Source organism: Peribacillus sp. B-H-3 (assembly GCF_048572925.1).
Classification (GTDB): domain Bacteria; phylum Bacillota; class Bacilli; order Bacillales; family DSM-1321; genus Peribacillus.
The window spans coordinates 2,721,267-2,739,739 of record NZ_CP183879.1; the positions used below are offsets into that span (position 1 = coordinate 2,721,267).

At 41.7% G+C, this 18,473-nt stretch carries 15 protein-coding genes; 3 read left to right on the forward strand and 12 right to left on the reverse strand.

Features of this window, described 5'->3' with window-relative positions; genetic code table 11:
• Window positions 1–5: 5 nt before the first annotated feature.
• Genes ACN6MY_RS13535 through ACN6MY_RS13545 form a run of 3 tightly spaced genes read right to left on the reverse strand, consistent with a single transcriptional unit; the run spans window position 6 to window position 4,260 of the window.
• Window positions 6–500 (reverse strand): DUF1641 domain-containing protein, encoded by a 495-nt coding sequence (locus ACN6MY_RS13535; RefSeq protein WP_419880663.1) that lies wholly within the window; start codon window positions 498–500, stop codon window positions 6–8.
• Window positions 475–3,456, reverse strand: coding sequence for a formate dehydrogenase subunit alpha (fdhF, locus tag ACN6MY_RS13540; RefSeq protein WP_419880664.1), 2,982 nt, complete (start codon window positions 3,454–3,456; stop codon window positions 475–477). The genes ACN6MY_RS13535 and fdhF overlap by 26 nt, the downstream gene beginning before the upstream one ends.
• Window positions 3,457–3,477: 21 nt before the next feature.
• Complete coding sequence (locus ACN6MY_RS13545; protein WP_419880665.1) at window positions 3,478–4,260, reverse strand: formate/nitrite transporter family protein; 783 nt, start codon at window positions 4,258–4,260, stop codon at window positions 3,478–3,480.
• A 259-nt stretch (window positions 4,261–4,519) separates the two neighbouring features.
• On the opposite strand from ACN6MY_RS13545, the gene istA reads away from it, so the two are divergent.
• From istA to ACN6MY_RS13560, 3 genes are read left to right on the forward strand one after another with little or no spacing between them, the layout of a single operon-like run.
• Entirely contained in the window at window positions 4,520–5,776 is a 1,257-nt protein-coding gene (istA, locus tag ACN6MY_RS13550) for an IS21 family transposase (RefSeq protein ID WP_419884159.1), read from the forward strand.
• A complete protein-coding gene (gene istB / locus ACN6MY_RS13555; RefSeq protein ID WP_419880522.1) occupies window positions 5,773–6,534 on the forward strand; it encodes an IS21-like element helper ATPase IstB in 762 nt (253 codons plus the stop codon). The genes istA and istB overlap by 4 nt, the downstream gene beginning before the upstream one ends.
• 27 nt (window positions 6,535–6,561) lie before the next feature.
• Window positions 6,562–6,771, forward strand: a complete 210-nt coding sequence (locus tag ACN6MY_RS13560) for a hypothetical protein (protein WP_419880666.1) — start codon at window positions 6,562–6,564, stop codon at window positions 6,769–6,771.
• A 50-nt stretch (window positions 6,772–6,821) separates the two neighbouring features.
• On the opposite strand, the gene ACN6MY_RS13565 is transcribed toward ACN6MY_RS13560, so the two are convergent.
• The 9 genes from ACN6MY_RS13565 to ACN6MY_RS13605 all read right to left on the reverse strand — a co-directional run bounded on the left by ACN6MY_RS13565 (window position 6,822) and on the right by ACN6MY_RS13605 (window position 18,421).
• Window positions 6,822–7,856 (reverse strand): LLM class flavin-dependent oxidoreductase, encoded by a 1,035-nt coding sequence (locus ACN6MY_RS13565; protein WP_419880667.1) that lies wholly within the window; start codon window positions 7,854–7,856, stop codon window positions 6,822–6,824.
• Window positions 7,857–7,999: 143 nt separating this feature from the next.
• Window positions 8,000–8,995 (reverse strand): LLM class flavin-dependent oxidoreductase, encoded by a 996-nt coding sequence (locus ACN6MY_RS13570; RefSeq protein WP_419880668.1) that lies wholly within the window; start codon window positions 8,993–8,995, stop codon window positions 8,000–8,002.
• A 568-nt stretch (window positions 8,996–9,563) separates the two neighbouring features.
• Complete coding sequence (pepF, locus tag ACN6MY_RS13575; RefSeq protein ID WP_419880669.1) at window positions 9,564–11,351, reverse strand: oligoendopeptidase F; 1,788 nt, start codon at window positions 11,349–11,351, stop codon at window positions 9,564–9,566.
• A gap of 277 nt (window positions 11,352–11,628) precedes the next feature.
• Window positions 11,629–12,543, reverse strand: coding sequence for a cysteine synthase A (gene cysK, locus ACN6MY_RS13580; protein ID WP_419880670.1), 915 nt, complete (start codon window positions 12,541–12,543; stop codon window positions 11,629–11,631).
• Between the two features lie 89 nt (window positions 12,544–12,632).
• Entirely contained in the window at window positions 12,633–14,888 is a 2,256-nt protein-coding gene (locus ACN6MY_RS13585; protein WP_419880671.1) for an AAA domain-containing protein, read from the reverse strand.
• 395 nt (window positions 14,889–15,283) lie between these two features.
• A complete protein-coding gene (gene pcp / locus ACN6MY_RS13590; protein WP_419880672.1) occupies window positions 15,284–15,931 on the reverse strand; it encodes a pyroglutamyl-peptidase I in 648 nt (215 codons plus the stop codon).
• A gap of 14 nt (window positions 15,932–15,945) precedes the next feature.
• Window positions 15,946–16,908: a DUF979 domain-containing protein gene (locus tag ACN6MY_RS13595; protein ID WP_419880673.1), complete on the reverse strand. Its 963-nt coding sequence runs from the start codon at window positions 16,906–16,908 to the stop codon at window positions 15,946–15,948.
• Between the two features lie 13 nt (window positions 16,909–16,921).
• Window positions 16,922–17,620: a DUF969 domain-containing protein gene (locus ACN6MY_RS13600; protein WP_419880674.1), complete on the reverse strand. Its 699-nt coding sequence runs from the start codon at window positions 17,618–17,620 to the stop codon at window positions 16,922–16,924.
• Window positions 17,621–17,659: 39 nt separating this feature from the next.
• Entirely contained in the window at window positions 17,660–18,421 is a 762-nt protein-coding gene (locus tag ACN6MY_RS13605; protein WP_419880675.1) for a LamB/YcsF family protein, read from the reverse strand.
• Window positions 18,422–18,473 lie beyond the last annotated feature (52 nt).

Sequence of the window (18,473 nt, forward strand, 5' to 3'; positions counted from 1 at the left end):
TCCTTTCAATGCTTTTTATTATTTTCAAGAAAGACTTCTCCCATGCCCTCCATGAAATCTACCATTGTGGTCATAGCCGCACGTATTTCAGGACTGCGGAGTCTTTTGCGCATTTTCCATAAAGATTGTTTTTCTCCCTGATGTCCCGTTTTGGAAAGGCGTTTAATACCATGGCTGACGCCTTGAAGCATTGTTTCAAGTTCGTTTGGATTCATTGCTGATAAAAAACCAAATAATCCCATGGCGCTTTTAATAATGTTATGGACAGCCGGCTGGTTGATTTGTCCAATGGCGATTGCGGCAACCTCTGTCCGCTGTTCGAGGAGAGAGTTAGCTGCTTCTAAAATCGTCAGGTCATTAAGGCCTTTCAAAACCCCTATTGCTGCCAGGACAGCTTCGCGGTTTTCTGCCAGCTCTTTCACAATATCTGCCACTGCTTGATTTTGTTCTTCTAAAGAATTTGGAATTGCTTTATTAATTTGCCTGATTGCTTTCGCCATATTCATCCCCCTTTATCTTAAAAAGTTCAGTTATTGGTTTAAAATCTTCTCTTTGCCACTTTTCTTCAACCCGTACACTGATTTGAGGAACTCTGTTTCCAAAACGATGGTTATGGCGTGGCAGTGGCGGCTCCCCTTCTTTTTCGATTACAGTCATCTTGACCCCAACTTCTTTATAGGCAGGTGTGTGGGTAATCGTATCATGATAGCTGCTTGTCAGGCGGTTAACAGCTTCATTATCTTCAAATGAATTCATGGTTAAGTAAAGTTCGTTGCCCTGGACTCTTTCCGTGACCATGACCCGAACCTCAACATGGCCATATGGCGAAGTTAGCCCTACAAGTGAACCGTCCTCCAGGTTTCTTTCAGCAGCTAATTCAGGTGAAACTTCTACCCAAGGATTAGGCACTTTATGTGTAAGCCCTTCTGATTTATATGTCATGTTTCCTTCATGGAAATGCTCAAGCAGCCTTCCATTATTCAAATGAAGGTCATATTCTTCCCCGGAAACGAAAGGAGGCGTCCACTCAACACTGACCAGCTTCGCCTTTCCATCAGGGAAAGGGAATTTATCTTTATAAAGCAGAGGTGTATCGGCCCCATCTTTAGCAACCGGCCATACAAGACTTTTGAAGCCTTCCAGTCTATCATAGTTTACTCCAGCAAATAATGGGGCAAGGCTTGCTGCTTCATCCATGATTTCGCTTGGATGCTGATAATTCCAATTTGCCCCCATCCTGTTAGCTAAATCCCGGAAGATTTCCCAATCAGGTTTTGAATTTCCAAGCGGCTCGAAAACTTGATAAAAGCGCTGGATTCTGCGTTCTGTATTCACAAATGTTCCATCTTTTTCAAGTGATGGAGATGCAGGGAGCACTACATCGGCATATTGTGCAGTTTTACTGAAAAATACATCCTGGACTACAAAAAAGTCTAATTTTTCAAATCCATCAATGACATGATTGGAGTTGGAGTCAACAATTGCCATATCTTCGCCAAATAGATATAAAGCTTTTAGCTTGTCATTATGAATGGCTTCTACCATTTGATGGTTATTCAACCCAGGAACTTCAGGTATGGCAGTACCCCATGCTTTCTCGTACCTCTCTCTTGCCTTTGGATCTTCAATAGCTTCATATCCAGGGAACCATGCTGGCATTGTGCCAAAATCACATGCTCCTTGAACGTTATTATGGCCCCTTAAAGGAAAAGCCCCAGTTCCAGGCCTGCCGTAATTACCGGTAATCAACAGGAGATTGGAAATAGCTGTGCTGGTATCTGTTGCTCCCTTGTGCTGTGTTACCCCCATTGCCCAAAGTACACATGCTGACTTTGCCTCATGAATCATTTCTGCAATTTTAATAAGATCGCTTTTTGGAATGCCTGTTTTTTCAGCTGCATAATCAATAGTGTACTGTCCCAAACTTTTCTTGAATTCCTCATATCCGGAAACACGCATTGAAATAAAGCTTTCGTCATGCCAATTCTGATCAATGATATATTTAGTAACAGCATTTAGCCAAATAAGATCTGTGCTAGGCTCAGGATGAACAAGGAAATCTGCCCGCTCTGCAAGTTCATGCTTTCTGATATCTGCTACAAGGAGCTTTTGGCCGTGCAGCTTATGCGACCGTTTAACACGGGTAGCCAGAACCGGATGTGACTCAGCGGGATTCGCGCCAATGACAATAATCAGCTCAGAGGCTTCAATATCTTTTATGGTTCCTGAGTCTCCTCCCATTCCGACTGTTCTCAGCAGTCCAGCGGTAGCAGGAGACTGGCAATAACGGGAGCAGTTATCCACATTATTTGTTCCCATGATGGTACGGGCGAATTTTTGGAACAGGTAGTTTTCTTCATTGGAGCATTTAGAAGAAGCAATATAGCCAATTGAGTGGGGACCATATTTTTCTTTAATCCCGCCTAATTTTTCTGCTATCAAATCAAGCGCTTCATCCCATGTTGATTCCACAAATTCATCTCCGTGGCGGATTAATGGCTTTGTCAGCCGTTCCTCACTGTTTACAAAATCCCATCCCCATTTGCCTTTTACGCAAGTAGATATGCCATTGACAGGAGCCTCTGTCTGCGGCTCGATTTTTAGAATATGCCGGTCCTTTGTCCATACTTCAAAGCTGCAGCCAACCCCGCAGTACGTACAAACTGTCTTAGTGCGCTTGATACGAGATTGACGCATAGTTGCTTCCACCTCGGAAACGGCAAAAATTTCTCTGTATCCAGGCTCCACTTCCTTCGTCATATCAATCATTGGCCCAAGAACCTTAGGAGGGATGCCTGTTAGATAGCCCGCCTCGCCCAGCATGGATTTTTCCATTAATGCATTGCATGGACAGACAGTGACACAGTGTCCGCAAGATACACAGGATGATTGGTCAATTGGTACATCATTGTCCCATATTACCCTCGGATTTTCCCTGCTCCAGTCAATAGTGAGGGTTTCATTAACCTGCAAATCCTGGCAGGCTTCCACACATCGGCCGCATAAGATGCATTGATCCGGTTCATAGCGGTAAAAAGGATGTGTCATATCAGGTGAATATGGCTTAGCCTCAAAAGGATACGCCTGATGTGCCAAGTCCATTAGTTCTACTGTATTATGGATTGTGCAATTTCCATTATTATTGTCGCAAACCGTACAATAAAGCTCATGATTTTTTAGTATTCTTGAAATTCCTTCATATTGGGCAGCCTGGACAAGCTGGGAAGAAGTATCAATAATCATTCCAGGTTCTGTTTTTGTCGCACATGCCCTTACCAGCTGGTTACCTGCATGAACAAAGCAGGTATCACATGTCTGGATACTTCCTAAATTAGGGTGAAAACAAATGCTTGGAATGAAAACATCTTGTGCTTTTGCAGCGTCAAGTATGGTTTGGCCAGGCTCAGATAAACATTCTTTTCCGTTAATCTGTATTGTAAAGTTTTCTTCGTTCATTTCCATGCCTCCTAAAAATGATCAGCTTCTATTTTCTAGTTTTTTTATATAAGAGAGCCAGTAGATGCCTGCTACAAAAAGTGCGCCTCCGATAGCATTGCCGATATAAACAGGAATGAAATTCATCCAATAGTCCATCCATGTAAAATGGCCGCTGAAAATGGCTGCCGGAATGACAAACATATTGGCGACAATATGCTGAAATCCGATTGCGACAAACCCCATCACCGGAAACCATATCCCAAGAATTTTACCAGTGAAATCATCACTTCCGTATGCCAGCCATACTCCAAGTCCCACAAGCCAGTTACAGCCAACTGCTGAGAATAAGGCTGCAATGAATCCTTCTTCAAGCTTAGCTCCTGCAATCGCCGCTGTCTTATCCAAAAAAGGACCAGTTTCTGTAAGGCCGACAACATGACCAAAGATATAGGCTACAAACAGGGCACCGATAAAGTTTGAAACGGTAATATAAAACCAGTTGGAAGCGAGATTTGTAAATGTTATCTTTCTTGAAAAAAATGCCATTGTTACAGCCATCATATTTCCTGTCAGCAGCTCGCCTCCTCCAAGTACGATCAAAATCAGTCCCATTGGAAAAACAGCAGCTCCAAGGAATGTGCCAAATGAACCCCATTCTTCGGGAAGATTTGCACTTACCCTAATGTCTAGCAGGAATCCAATTGAAATGAATGCCCCTCCCAAAAATCCAAGCAGCAGTTTGCTTGTAAGCGGCAGTGATACTTTTTTGAAGCCGTGCTCTACTGCTTTTTGTGCAATTTGCTCAGGATTGTTAAAAGCCATTATGCCTGCCTCCTTTTGAATCTGTAATATTATGAACGAAAATGGGGGAAAATATAATGAATAAATGGATAATTTAAATTGTGGTAGTCAAGAAAGGAGAATTTTGAATGAAAAAAGAAATTTTATATAGCCGTATACACTCAATGATTATGTCATCTGTCATCAACGGTGCTAAAATACCCAATATCAGCGGTTTAAAATTCCCCAATAATAACAGATAATTGTCTCATCACTTAAGAGGGTTGGAGTGTTTGAGACGATGCTGAAGACTGGGGAATTTTTTATGATAAGAGAATTACATCAAAAAGGATGGACAAAAACAGCTATAGCTGAAGAGACAGGGTTTGATCGTAAAACAGTAAGTAAATACATAAATCAAGATCAATTACCTCAATCATCTAAGCGTAAGGTTAGGGAGAGTAAATTAGAAACATTTAAGCCTTATCTTCTTCAAAGGATTCAAGAAGGAACGACAAATTGCATGGTTCTATTTGAGGAAATTCAAGCCATGGGATACGAGGGGAAAACAACTATCCTCCGAGAGTTTATAAAACCCTATCGGGTTCAACCGAAAAAACAAGCCACTGTACGATTTGAAACAGCACCAGGAAAACAAGCTCAGATGGATTGGGCGGATGTAGGTATGTATGAAGTAGATGGTAAGCTTCAAAAAGTTTATGCATTCATCATGGTTTTAAGTTATTCCAGAATGAAATATGTGGAGTTTACAACAGATATGAAATTAGAAACACTGATGAAATGTCACATGAATGCCTTTGCATACTTTAACGGTCTACCGGAACAGATTCTCTATGACAATATGAAAACAGTCGTCACGAAGCATAGTCCAGTAGAGATTCGATTTAATAGAACGTTTGAAGATTTTCTAGCCTATTATGGAATCATCCCAAAAGCATGTAAACCTCATCGTCCACAAACCAAGGGGAAAGTGGAAAGAACGGTTCTATATGTAAAGAATAATTTCTTCCAAAGAAAACATGAACCTACAATATACGCCTTAAATCATGATATCCGTATATGGCTTGATCAAACAGCGAATCAAAAGAAGAATCAAACAACTAATGAACCACCGGTTCAACGCCTACAACACGAACAAAGGTTTCTTCAGACTTGGGGAACAAAACCCCTCTTCCCGACTAGTCATTGGGAGATACGTGAAGTAAGCCGGGATTGTTTCATCTCTTATTTAGGCAAAAAGTATTCTGTCCCTTTCCGGTATGCGGGCCACAAAGTAAAGGTTAAAGTAACCTTGGATCATCAAATTGAAATCTATGATGAGAAGGAGTGCGTGGCTCAACACCCTATTTTAACGGGTAAAACGAGTGTTCATGTGAAGCTAGAGCATTATGAAGGATTACACAAAACAGGAAAAGAGCAGGAACATCAGAATCCCACTGGTTTGGCGGCCAAAGATTCTGGAAATGTCCCTACTCCTATTGTTGAAACACGTTCTCTAGCTTCTTATGCTGCTCTGGAAGAAGGTGATTCAATATGAAAAACCAACTCGAAGAGCAGCTAGAGAATCTTGGTTGGCAGGAAATAGCCAACCAATTAGATGATCTTTTAGAGAACGCTTCTAGAAATAATGTATCATATTTTGATTTTTTGCACACTCTTGTTTTGAGAGAAACTGAAGCTAGACAGGGGAATCTCTTGTCCAAGAGGATGAAGAGCGCCAAGCTTCCTTACATGAAGAACATCCATGATTTTGAGTATACGTTTCAGCCTAGTGTAAGTGAACAGCGTGTGAAGGAAACCTTGACTTGTAGGTACATCGCAAACGGGGAAAATAGGATTCTATTAGGTCCACCAGGTGTAGGAAAAACCCATTTAGCGATATCCTTTGCCGTAGAAGCTATTACACAAGGATACACTGCGTTATTTTTAACGGCTGATGAATTGGTATCAGAATGCCGAAAGGCAGAATCAAAAGGAACTCTCCATCGCTTAGTTAACAAATGGAGCCGCCCCAATTTACTCCTCATCGATGAGGTAGGATATTTTCCATTTGATGAACTAACAGCCAATATCTTTTTTCAGGTGGTGTCCAAACGATATGAAAATGGGGCAATGATCTTAACATCTAATAAATCATTTATTGAATGGGGAAAAGTATTTGGGGATGATGTTTTAGCTACAGCGATTCTAGATCGACTCCTTCATCACTCTGTCACTTTTAATATCAAAGGAGAGTCCTATCGCCTCAAAGAAAAGAAAAAGGCTGGAATGTTCCCAGCCAAAGTAACTGAGTAACCGATATAAATGGGGACTTTTATTCCGATGACAATGGGGAAAAATAAACCGACGTTGACATCATCAGCAAAAAGTCCGAAATATATGTCTATTTCATCTGCAAAGCTTGCGCAGCTTTGGGATATGAGGATGGAAGATATTGAAGAAGGGCTGCAGGAACTGCTGCAAGAAGGGAAAATAATAAAAAAGACCCTTGCCGAACCGCCAAAATATGAATATTACTTGCTCCCTCAATAAGGAATAGAATCATAAAAAAACCTCCCGATTACCATGGGAGGTTTTTGTTATTAGTTTTGCCGCTTGTTTTTAAGAGCTGATAAAATTTCAAAAGAGTGCAACCTTGCTGCATGATCAAATATTCCTGAAGTAACCATGATTTCGTCTGCCTGGGTTTCATTAAGGAATTCCTGAAGTTTTTCTTCTACTTCATCCGGGCCGCCAATGATGGATGTTTTAAGCTGCTGCAAGACGGCAGCTTTTTCATATTCTGTCCAGATTCCCTCCATCGTTTCCACTGGAGGAGCAAGCGGGCCAGGATTATTGCGGATTAAGTTCAAAAATTGCTGCTGGTGGGAAGTAGCCAATTTAGCTGCTTCTAACGTTGTGTCTGCTGCAAAAACATTTACTCCAACCATTGCGTACGGCTTATCTAATACCTTGGATGGTTTAAAATTGTTGCGATAAAGGTTTAAGGCAGGAACTGTATTCTCAGGTGAAAAGTGGCTGGCAAATGCGAAGGGCAAGCCAAGCTGAGCAGCTAATTGAGCGCTAAAACCGCTTGAGCCAAGAAGCCAGATCGGTATATTCAATCCTTCTCCCGGAATGGCCCTTACTGCCTTGCTGCTTGAATTTGCGTCCAGGTAACTCCGGAGCTGTTCCAAATCTTCTGGGAACTCCTGTCCATTTCTCCTGACATCACGTCGCAGAGCCATTGCTGTTAACTGGTCGCTTCCGGGTGCTCTTCCCAAGCCAAGGTCTATCCTGCCTGGGTACATGGATTCTAGTGTACCAAACTGTTCTGCAATGACCAGTGGAGAATGATTTGGCAGCATGATTCCCCCTGAGCCCACTCGTATTTTGGTGGTACCGCCGGCAATATAGCCAATGACGACTGATGTAGCTGAACTGGCTATTCCAGGCATATTATGGTGCTCGGCCAGCCAGTACCGGTTAAAGCCCCATTTTTCTGCATGCTGAGCCAGATCCAGGGAGTTCCGGAATGACTCGCCAGCAGAACCGCCCTGAAGAATAGGAGCTAAATCCAAAACGGACAAAGGTATATCCTGAATCTGTTTTTTGCCTGTTGAATTTTGATTAGACATACGTTCATCTTCTTTCATATAGGTTTTACTTTTGTTTCAATAGTGCCATCTTATTAAAAAATAGACAGAATTGCACGTGATACGGCTTGGTCCGAAGCTTTGCGCAAAGCTGGTGAATAGCGGAATTTTCAGAAAACATGCGGTTATTCTAAAATCGCACGGGCAATCAATTCGTAGGAATTAATCCGGTCACGTATATCATGTGCAATAGTAAGTATCATTAGTTCATCCGTTTTATACTTCTGCTGCAATCCTATCAATTGATCCTTTACTTCAGCGGGATTTCCTATGATAAAATTAGAGCTCAATTGTCCGCTGCTGCTTTTGGTGCTATGCTTCTTGAAATACTTTTTTGCCTGCTCTTTTGAAGGAACCTTCCCTCCCGTACCGATAGAGGCATTTATTTTCCACAGCAGGCTGCTCTCTGCTATTTCTCTCGCTTTTTCCGCTGTTTCTGCACAAACTGCATTTATCGTCAGCAAAGACATAGGTACCTTTAAACTTTTTGAAGGTATAAAATTGTCATTATAGATTGATAAAATTTCTGTACCTTCTTTATCAGACATGAACTGGCCGAATGCATAAGCCATTCCTCTTTCGGCTGCAAGCTTAGCGCTTTTGGCGCTTGTACCGAGGACCCATGGTACAGGGCTGGTTTGAGGAACAGGGGCTGCCGTTATTTTTGAAAAGATATTTTCTTCGGGAAAATCAGCATGAAGAAAATGCAGGAGTTCGTCTGCCAGCTCAGGCATTTTATAAACCTGCTGAAGGAATGCATCAGAAAGAGCTGAAGTTGCTTCTGCCGAACCTCCAGGAGCCCGCCCAATGCCTAAATCTATCCTGCCAGGGAAAAGTGAAGCCAGCATATTGAACTGCTCTGCTACTTTATACGGCTTATAATGAGGAAGGAGCAAAGCCCCAGAACCGATTCGGATTTTATGTGTCAGTGCACCTATATAACTCAGCAATATTTCCGGAGCAGAACAAGCAAGTCCGGGCATATCGTGATGTTCAGTCACCCAAAAACGGCTGTATCCGTATTTTTCTCCTGCTTGTGCCAGTTCAAGAGAGTCTTTGAGGGCATCTGCAGCAGTTTTTCCTTCTGGAATTGGCGATTGATCTAATATACTTAATTTCATGGAATACTCCTTCCTGTGCTAATTATTCATCTGGTTATAAGGATCCTGCTGTGGTCATATCTTTAGCTAGTTTAACGCAATGATAGTGATATTACCCCTTATAAAGCTTGGGATAGCAGAGAGACTGCCTAAAAAGTTTTTAAAGTCAGCATGTGTTTAATGGCCTTTTTTATTTCTCTGCAGAATGCCGAGCTGTATAAGGGCGGATGCTGGATACTTTCCGCACTTTTGTTTTAATTCAATTTGGTGTTATTAAAAGACTCTTTTCTTAAATATTATTGTTTTTATTTTGTGAGGCGATCACATAGTTGTTTGGAACGCAGAGTGCGAAACTACTTCGGGATTAGCGGTACCCGCATCCGCTGCCGAGTAAACTCACTGCCCGCCCATCGGAAAGCGAGCATCATCAAGCGAAAATCAACCACCTTGTTGCAAAGCAGCAATATTTACAAAAACAGCCTATGAACCGGACTTTATAATTACATCTTTTTAAAACACATGTAAAAGCCGCACTTCCAAAAAAGGATAAGTGCGGCTCTTGCCGTGTAATGTTCTGCAATAACATCTATTAAAGAGCTGCGAACTCTTCAACTAAATCACTGAAAATGGTAAGTGCATGTTTAATGGTTTCAGGTTCTGTAAGATCTACCCCAGTAGATTTAAGAAGATCCAGAGGATATTCCGAGCTTCCGCTTTTTAAGAAGTTCAGATAGTTGTCAAGCGCTCCTTGTTCTCCTGATAAAATATTGTCAGCGATAGTGATGGCTGATGCATAGCCAGTGGCATATTTGTATACATAAAACGGGCGGTAAAAATGCGGTATGCGTGACCAGCCATATTTTACTTCGTCATCCAGAATGATTTCTTCTCCATTGTACTGCCTATAAATGCTTTCGTATGTTTCATTGAACACATCTACATTTAATGGTTCATCCTTTTCTGCTTTTTCATGTACCAATTTTTCAAATTCAGCAAACATGACCTGAGTGAAGAATGTCCCTTTAAAACCGTCAATAAAATGGTTCAGCAAATGCTTTTTCATTTCAGTATCTTCTGTTGTTTTTAACAGATAGCGAATAAGCAGGATTTCATTCACAGTGGAAGCGACTTCTGCCACAAAGATGGAATATCCGGCTGTGATTTGCGGCTGATGCTTTGAGCTGAAATATGAATGCATGGCATGGCCGGATTCATGAGCCAGTGTGAATAAGCTGTCAAGATCATCCTGGTAATTCAGCAGAATGAACGGATGAACGCCATAAAGGCCAAGATTGTAGGCACCGGAGCGCTTGCCTGGAGTCTCTCTTACATCAATATATCGTTTTTCCTTAAACTGTGATAATACTGACTGATACTCTGCACCTAAAGGCTTCAGACTGGCAAGCATGGTTTTGTAAGCCTCTTCATAAGGAATTTCCTGTTTTACTCCTTTCACAAGCGGTACGCTTAAATCATATTGACGCAATTCCTCCAGTCCAAGCCGCTCTTTTCTCACACTCATATATTTGTGCAGGGGCTTTATATGTTCCTTGGTGGCCGAAATGAGATTATTGTACACTTCATTTGGCACATTATCTCCAAACAGGGATTTTTCAAGCGCAGAAGGATAATTTCTTAATTTGGATAAAAGGACATTATTCTTAACAGCAGCTGAAAGAGTAGAAGCGATTGTATTCTGCAGCCCTAAATATGGCTCATAGTAGGCCTTATATGCTTCTTTGCGCTTCTCCCTGTTTTCATCTTCAATGAGCTTGCTATACATTCCGCGGGTAAGCTCGACTTTACTGCCTTTTTCATCTGTTACTAGCCCAAATTTGATGTCAGCATTATTAATCATACCGAACGTTTTTTGAGGAGATGACAGGGCTTCACCAAGCTGGGAAAGCACCTGTTCCTGTTCTTTAGAAAGGACATGTGCTTTATAACGGAATGATTCCAATAAATCATCCTCGAAATATTTCAGTCCTTCTTCTTCCTCAATATACCCTTTTAATGTTGTTTCATTTAGTGAAAGCAGAAATGGCATGAAAAAAGAAGAAGCACTGCTTAACTTTTGCCCCAGCTGGCTTGCTTTATCCAATAATGCCTGAGAGCTTGTCTTCCTTGTATCAAGATCCACATGAAGCATCGCATAAACATATACTTTATTGTATAAATACCCTGTATCTTCGCTGAGCTTCAAATATTTCAGTAAACTGCCGGCATCACTTATCTTACCGTCAAAGGATTTTATTTTTTCAGCAGATTCAAGTATTTTGCTGAAGTCTTTTTCCCAAAGGTCAAGACTGCTGTATATGTCGTCCAGGTTCCAGGTATCCTGAACCGGCACTTCTTCACGTTGTTTATAAGTCTTCATATTATCCCGCCTTTTTAATATGTATTTAGCTGATTTGCAATGTGCGAATCCAGCAGTGGTGTGATCAACTGCAGAATTCAAAAAAACAGGTCATCAATAGTATAATGAATCAGACAAATAAATATGTTTGTGAACCAGCAGACATTTCAAGGTGATTCTCTGCAAATAGAAGAATCCGGAGTCTGCGGGGTTTCCCTGTTGCTAATCCCGCTGGCTCCAAGGTAATCTGCTCCAATTTATAAAACGCAGAAATCAGCCAAGTCCTTTAATAGAGTTCTTAAAATAAATTCATGCTTAAGTAGCGTTCACCTGTGTCAGGCGCAATACATAATACCTTTTTGCCGGCTCCGAGCCGCACTGCAACCTGTATGGCAGCATAAACGGCAGCCCCTGCTGAAGGACCTAGGAATAATCCTTCTTTGCTTGCAAGCTTTTTGAACATGTCTATTGCCTCTTCATCGGATATTTGCATGATTTCATCATATACCGCTGTATTTAAAATAGCTGGTATAAAACCGGGGCTTGTTCCGACAAGTTTATGGGGACCGGGCTTGCCGCCTGAAAGGACCGGGGATCCTTTTGGTTCTGCAACAGTAATGTGAATTCCAGGCAGCTTCTTTTTAAGTGTTTCCCCGATGCCTGTAATGGTCCCGCCAGTTCCCGCTGTGGCTACAAATGCATCGAGCTCGCCGTCCATCTGCTCCAAAATTTCAATTGCGGTTGTGCTTCTATGAATATCAGCATTTGCCGGATTCTCAAACTGCTGAGGAATAAAGCTGTCAGGAATTTCATTTTTTAATTCAAGAGCTTTTTCTACCGCGCCGCCCATTTTTTTCTCGCTGGGCGTCAGGACTACTTCGGCACCATATGCTTTAAGAATGCTAATCCTTTCCTTTGTCATATTGTCGGGCATGACCAAAATGGCATGGTACCCTTTGGCTGCTGCAATCATGGCAAGCCCGATGCCCGTATTTCCGCTGGTAGGCTCAATAATTGTGTCTCCTTCTTTCAGTAAACCTTGTTTTTCAGCTTGTTCAATCATATTGTAAGCTGCCCGGTCTTTAACACTTTTAGAAGGATTGAACATTTCCAGCTTTACATAAACATCTGCAGCTCCTTCAGGTACTAGTCTGTTAAGTCTAATCACAGGTGTTTCCCCAATTAAATCGGTAATATTCTGAACTACTTTCATTATGATGGCCTCCAAAAATTATGTGATTTATATTATTTAATTATTTAATTCTTCTTCATTATAAAATATCAGATTAATGTTACAAGTTATTAGCTTTCTTCTCCAATTCCTGGAATTTGAGAAATGAAGTGGCTGCAGAACACAGAGGAATCAAGTCTTGCAGTGACAAATGGCGCCTCCCTGTATAAAGATTGATCAAGGGGCAAACCCAGCCAAAAATACCTCTCATCTATAATAATGAATGGATATGGCACATTATGCGGTATTGCCTTATAATTCCCGAGGCTGGGCCATTCTGTCCCGGAAAGCACAGTAATCCTGACTTCCTCGGATTTTAATTTAAAAAGGTTTTTCCATTGAGATGATAAAGGGGTGCCTTCCGGAAGAGAAACAATAATAGATTTCTCCGCGGCATTTATATCAGAAAAAATCTTATCGGTCTTTTTAGCGTGCATCCACTGCAGCTTCGGATGCTGATTTTTAATCCATTTTCCGATTGTATCAATTTCAGCCGTCATATGGTATTTTTCTTGATGATCAACGAGCTGCCTCAGTGTTTTGCCATGGTGAATGTGTTTTTTTATGAACGATCGGTCACTTACCTGAATGAATTTACCCTTGGTTCTTGTGACTGCGACATTTATTAGCCTTTCACTTTCTTTTCCGGTTAAAAGCATACCTGCACGAGACTCCGGATAGCTGTCAACTGTATCAAAAATCAGGATATCCCTTTCGCTTCCCTGCAGTTTATGAACGGTTGCAGCGATAATATCAGCTGAATTCATTTCTTCACTGTATAAATCAGCCAGGAGATTCTGCATGAAAACAGCCTGTGCCCGGTATGGTGCCACATAACCTATAGAACGCGAGCCGCCTTCATATGCTTCGTGAATCAGCTGAAACGAAAGCAATAGGTGCATCGGATTAAACCTGGACATAGACATTCTTTCCTGCGTGCAATGCGCACCTGTAAAACTCGTATCCAAAAGGACAGCAGCCCTATTATTGAACGGGGCACGGGAAACAATCTCATTTCTGGAGTTCAGCACACTTTTATGATCTTCAACGAGTGAATGATAAATATAGCGGTTAGTAAATGACGAAATGTCCGGATGCATTCTTCTTTGCTGTTTTAATAAAAATAAATGGGGGTGAAGATGCTCTTTCGAAACCGAATCAGCTACTCCTGATTTATGAAAAATATCTTCCTTCAGCCACTGATTTACGAGAGGATTTCTTGAGGCGGCAATCGGTGGCAATTGTTTGAAATCGCCGCTGATAATCACATTGCTGCCAAGAGCAGATGCAAATGCTGCCTGAGGTATATAGGCCATGCTAGCTTCATCCACAATGACTAAATCAAACTCTCTCTCATAGATAGCAGGATCTCCTGCGGCTTTGGCAAGGGTCGTTCCAATCAAGCAGGCCTCTTTTGCCAGATGAATCTCTTTTTGCCGTATTTTTTCCAGTACTCTGGCTATCTTCTTTTCTATCTCAATAAGTGCTGAAGAGTCCCTTTTGCTGAATGAAGAACTGAGATCCTGTTTCAATCCCTTTTTTTCACCGGTTAACCTGTTCTTGTCATCCAAAAGGCCTGGATATTCTTTTTTGATAAGTGCTGAAGGGAGAATATCTTCGTGACTGTTCAATTCGTCTCCAGCCTGTGATCCGTAGCGAAGCACCTCCCCTTCATTAAACCTTTTTTTCAGCTTAATGAACCCTGATATTTCCTTCATCAGTACATCAACAGCCTGATTGCTGTGCGATAATATTAAAACATTCTTGTCTTTAAAATAGGCATTTGCTGCAGTGCGGGCTAATGTATAGGTTTTGCCAGTGCCAGGCGGGCCCCAGACATATGTTACTGGATTGTATTTGCTTCTGAGATAAACCTCTTCTACACTGCTTTTTGTTTTGCCCTCAGGATGTTTCGCAGGCATGGATGGATTCATGAGTCTTTTTATGCGCAGCCGTTTTTTTTTGTTTTTTTTGTTTTCCTGCAGTCTTTCGATAAGCTGCTCAAGAAGCTCCCAGGGATCATGGAGCAAATTTGCTTCTCCTATTAATTCCCCCATGTTCTTTTCAAATGTAATGATTATACTTTTGCCTTCAGATGAGAGTATGCGGCCCTCTGATTTTTCCTTTCCCCTTTCAAGCTTTACGATAGAGCCTACAGGGATCTTAAGTACCATATTACTGTCAAAATAATAGGTAAATCCAGATTCCGCCGTTAAAAGCCGGCCGCTGAATACCCGGTATTTGGTGCTTCCGAATTTTTTTAGATGGCGGATTTCAAAGACAAGTGCTTGCTGCCATTCTTTGATATATTCTACAGTTGTATTCATTTTAATCTTCCTTTTAATGAAAAAAAACCCATCAAATATGATTGAGTTTGTTTTTTGAATAACCTTTACTATAGCACTTTCAGGTTACTTTATCCATTGGCCGCATATTATCGTAATTACTTCCTATGTCAATGCAGGACAGGTGTTAGTCCCTGCGGGCGCAGATAGGGAGGCTCACCGCCGGCCCTGCAGATAGCGAGCATCCTGAAGCGGAAAGACCACCTTGTTCCATAGCAGCAAAGTTTACGAAAACAGCCATTTAAAAAAGGTGAAAAGCTGCCTATTCTGGAAGCTTTTCACCTTTTTACTGATCTTTTCTGCCATTTACACTGAAGGTATATTTCTCTTGTACGAAAAGTAATTGGTCAAACATGATGTTTAAATATACCTTTGAATTAGCTGATTTGGCCCCCTTCAGCTACAATATCTTCCTGATATTGAATGGACGTTTCAATGGCAATCTTTAATCCCTTAACAATGGTTTCAACTGACATACTTGGCTGGGATCCCTTGCCGATTGCCTGTTCAGGAAGATATGGGATATGAATAAACCCGCCGCGGATGTTTTTAGGCAGTGAATGAAGCTCATGCATCAGGCCGTAAAACAAGTGATTGCAGACAAATGTTCCTGCACTTTGCGATACAGAAGCCGGAATTCCTTGAGCATTCATTTCTTTGACAATCGCCTTGATTGGAAGTGTGGACAAGTATCCGACAGGACCGCCTTTTATGACTTCTTTATCAATGGGCTGATTCTGATCGTTATCTGGTATGCGCGCATCATCGACATTAATCGCAACACGTTCAATAGAAAGGTCATGTCGTCCCCCTGCCTGTCCAACACATATAACAATTGCCGGATCACTTTCTCTTATCGCTTCCTTAAGGTGATCAATGGATTTATGAAACACAGTAGGAATCTCTTTTACCTTAATTTCATGATCACTTATGGTAATTCCTTTTAACTTTTTGACTGATTCCAGGGCAGGATTTACCTGTTCCCCTCCAAATGGATCGAATCCTGTAACAAGAACTGTTTTCATCTCAGGTTCCTCCTTTAAAAATTATATACAAGCACATACATTAAAAGCATATTAATAATCATTAGTGGCAGTGCAATGGGAAGCTGTGCCTTAATGACTGCATTTTTATCCTTTAAATCCAGAAGCATGGCAGGCACAATATTAAAGTTGGCCGCCATTGGTGTCATTAAGGTTCCGCAATATCCGGCGAACATACCTAATGCACCCATGATGGCAGGATTGCCGCCATGCATCTGCACAATAAGGGGTATTCCAATGCCGCCGGTAATGACAGCAAATGCTGCAAAGGCATTTCCCATCACAATAGTGAAAAGAGTCATCCCAAGGCAATATGCGGCAACAGCAACAAAGGCATATTGTGTTGGCAGTACATTGCCGACAATTTCAGAAACAACCTTGCCGACCCCGGCCGACGAAAATATGCCGCCAAGGGCAGATAGCATCTGAGGAAGAATAATTGCCCAGCCGACTGCCTGCATCAGCCGGCTCCCTTCATGAACAGGCACCGATGCTTTTGCCTTGGTAAGATAAAGCGCCGCAAAGCAAGCAATCACCGTGCTTAACCCAAGAGAAATAAGGGTGACATTCTTTGGATCTGCCAAGTATGTACCACCGATATGCAATTTCCCTAATGTCAGTGTTCCGATTACAGTAAACACGGGTATCAGTAAAGCTGGAATGAAGACCTTACCTTTTATCCGGCTGGCATTCAAGATTCGTTCCTCTTTGGGAGGCTCGCTTTCTTTGCCAGCTTTCACCTTTCCGAGTGCCGCAATAATGACCATGATTAAAACTAAATATCCGACTGCCAAAGAAGGAATGAATTTACCGAATAGAAAGGTAAATGCAAAGATGCCCCAAAATAGAAAGGATCCTATGCGGGCAGGGTGCGATTTATCCATTACTACCCGGATGGCTACTAAAGCAACAATGATTCCAAGCAAGTAATATATATATTCCAGTGTAATGATACTCATGGGCTGCACCTCCTTAAGCAATGTGATTTTTGGATTTTTTTGTTTTTCCATGGATTTCATTGTGAATGTTTTTATCCAGTCTGCTGAATCTCCACCATGAAAGTAATAGTGCGGAAATGGCTGTAGGTATTCCCCATAGGGCCATGTCCCAGACTCCTACGTGCAGGCCTGCTGAATCATAATAGCCCTTCATAAGCAAAATAGCGCCCGTTGCAATAAAAATGTCTTCACCGAAAAACCAGCCAACATTTTCTGATGCCGCTGCATGGGACTTAATATCATTCTGGATTTTTTCTGATAGTTTTCCATGCTTTGCAGCTGCAGCACCTTCAGCCATTGGAGCAACCAATGGACGCACTGTTTGAGCGTGGCCGCCAATATTCAGCCCCAGCGCTGCAGAAATTTCCCTGATAAGCAAATATGACAGCATCACTCTTCCAGCAGTAGCGGCTTTTGCCCTGATTATCAGTGCTTCTGCCCTTTCTTTCAGTCCGTGCCTCTCAAGAATGCCTATAACGGGCAATGTAAGTATGATGGGAAGGGACATATACCTATTATCGATAAATATTTGTCCGAATTGTGAAAGGATCTCATTAAAAGAAAAACCAGAAACCAATCCAGTGACAATACCTGCAGCCATAACAACGAGCAAGGTATTGACCCTGAAACCAAAACCAATGGCTACAATTATAATGCCAATAAGTTTAATCATCAGAAAACTCCTCTCTCTTCGGTTTTGTTTTTCATATTATCACCTTTGAATTCCTCTGATTCCGATTCCTTCAAGTTCAAGCGCTTTCTTGATGTGGACGGCAAACTCGAGGGCACTTGGTCCATCTCCATGAATGCATATGGTATCTGCCTCTATTGGTATATAACTTCCATCATGTATTTTGACTTTTTTATTCTTTATCATTGAAAGGACGTTTGAAACGGCGAGGTCTTTTTCCTCTATCATCGAATTTTCTTCGGTTCTTGGTGTGAGCGATCCATTACGCTGGTATGTTCTGTCGGCAAATACTTCATTTGCAGTATGTATACCCGCATCTTTTCCTGCTTTAATTAATTCACTTCCAGCCAGTCCGTATAGGATAAGATCTGGCTGAATCCTGTATACAGCTTCAGCGATAGCCTGGGCATATAGCCGGTCCTGTGCAGCCATATTGTAAAGTGCACCATGCGGTTTGACATGGTTAAGCCTTCCGCCGGCAGCCTTAACAAATCCTTGCAGTGCGCCTATCTGGTATATCATCAGATCATATATTTCTTGGGGGGCCATTTTTAATTCCCGTCTGCCAAAACCAGTTAAATCATTAAACCCCGGATGGGCTCCTATATTTGCATTCTTTTTCAATGCAAGGTTTACGGTTTTGCGCATTACCGTTGGATCGCCAGCATGAAATCCGCAGGCTATATTTGCTGATGTAACAATATCAAGAATTTCTTCATCATTTCCCATCTCGTACCTGCCAAAGCTTTCTCCCAGGTCACAGTTTAAATCGATTGTTAACAAAAAATCCTCCTCCTTTTGTAAAAAAAGTTCCGAAATGCGGAATTTAAATTCC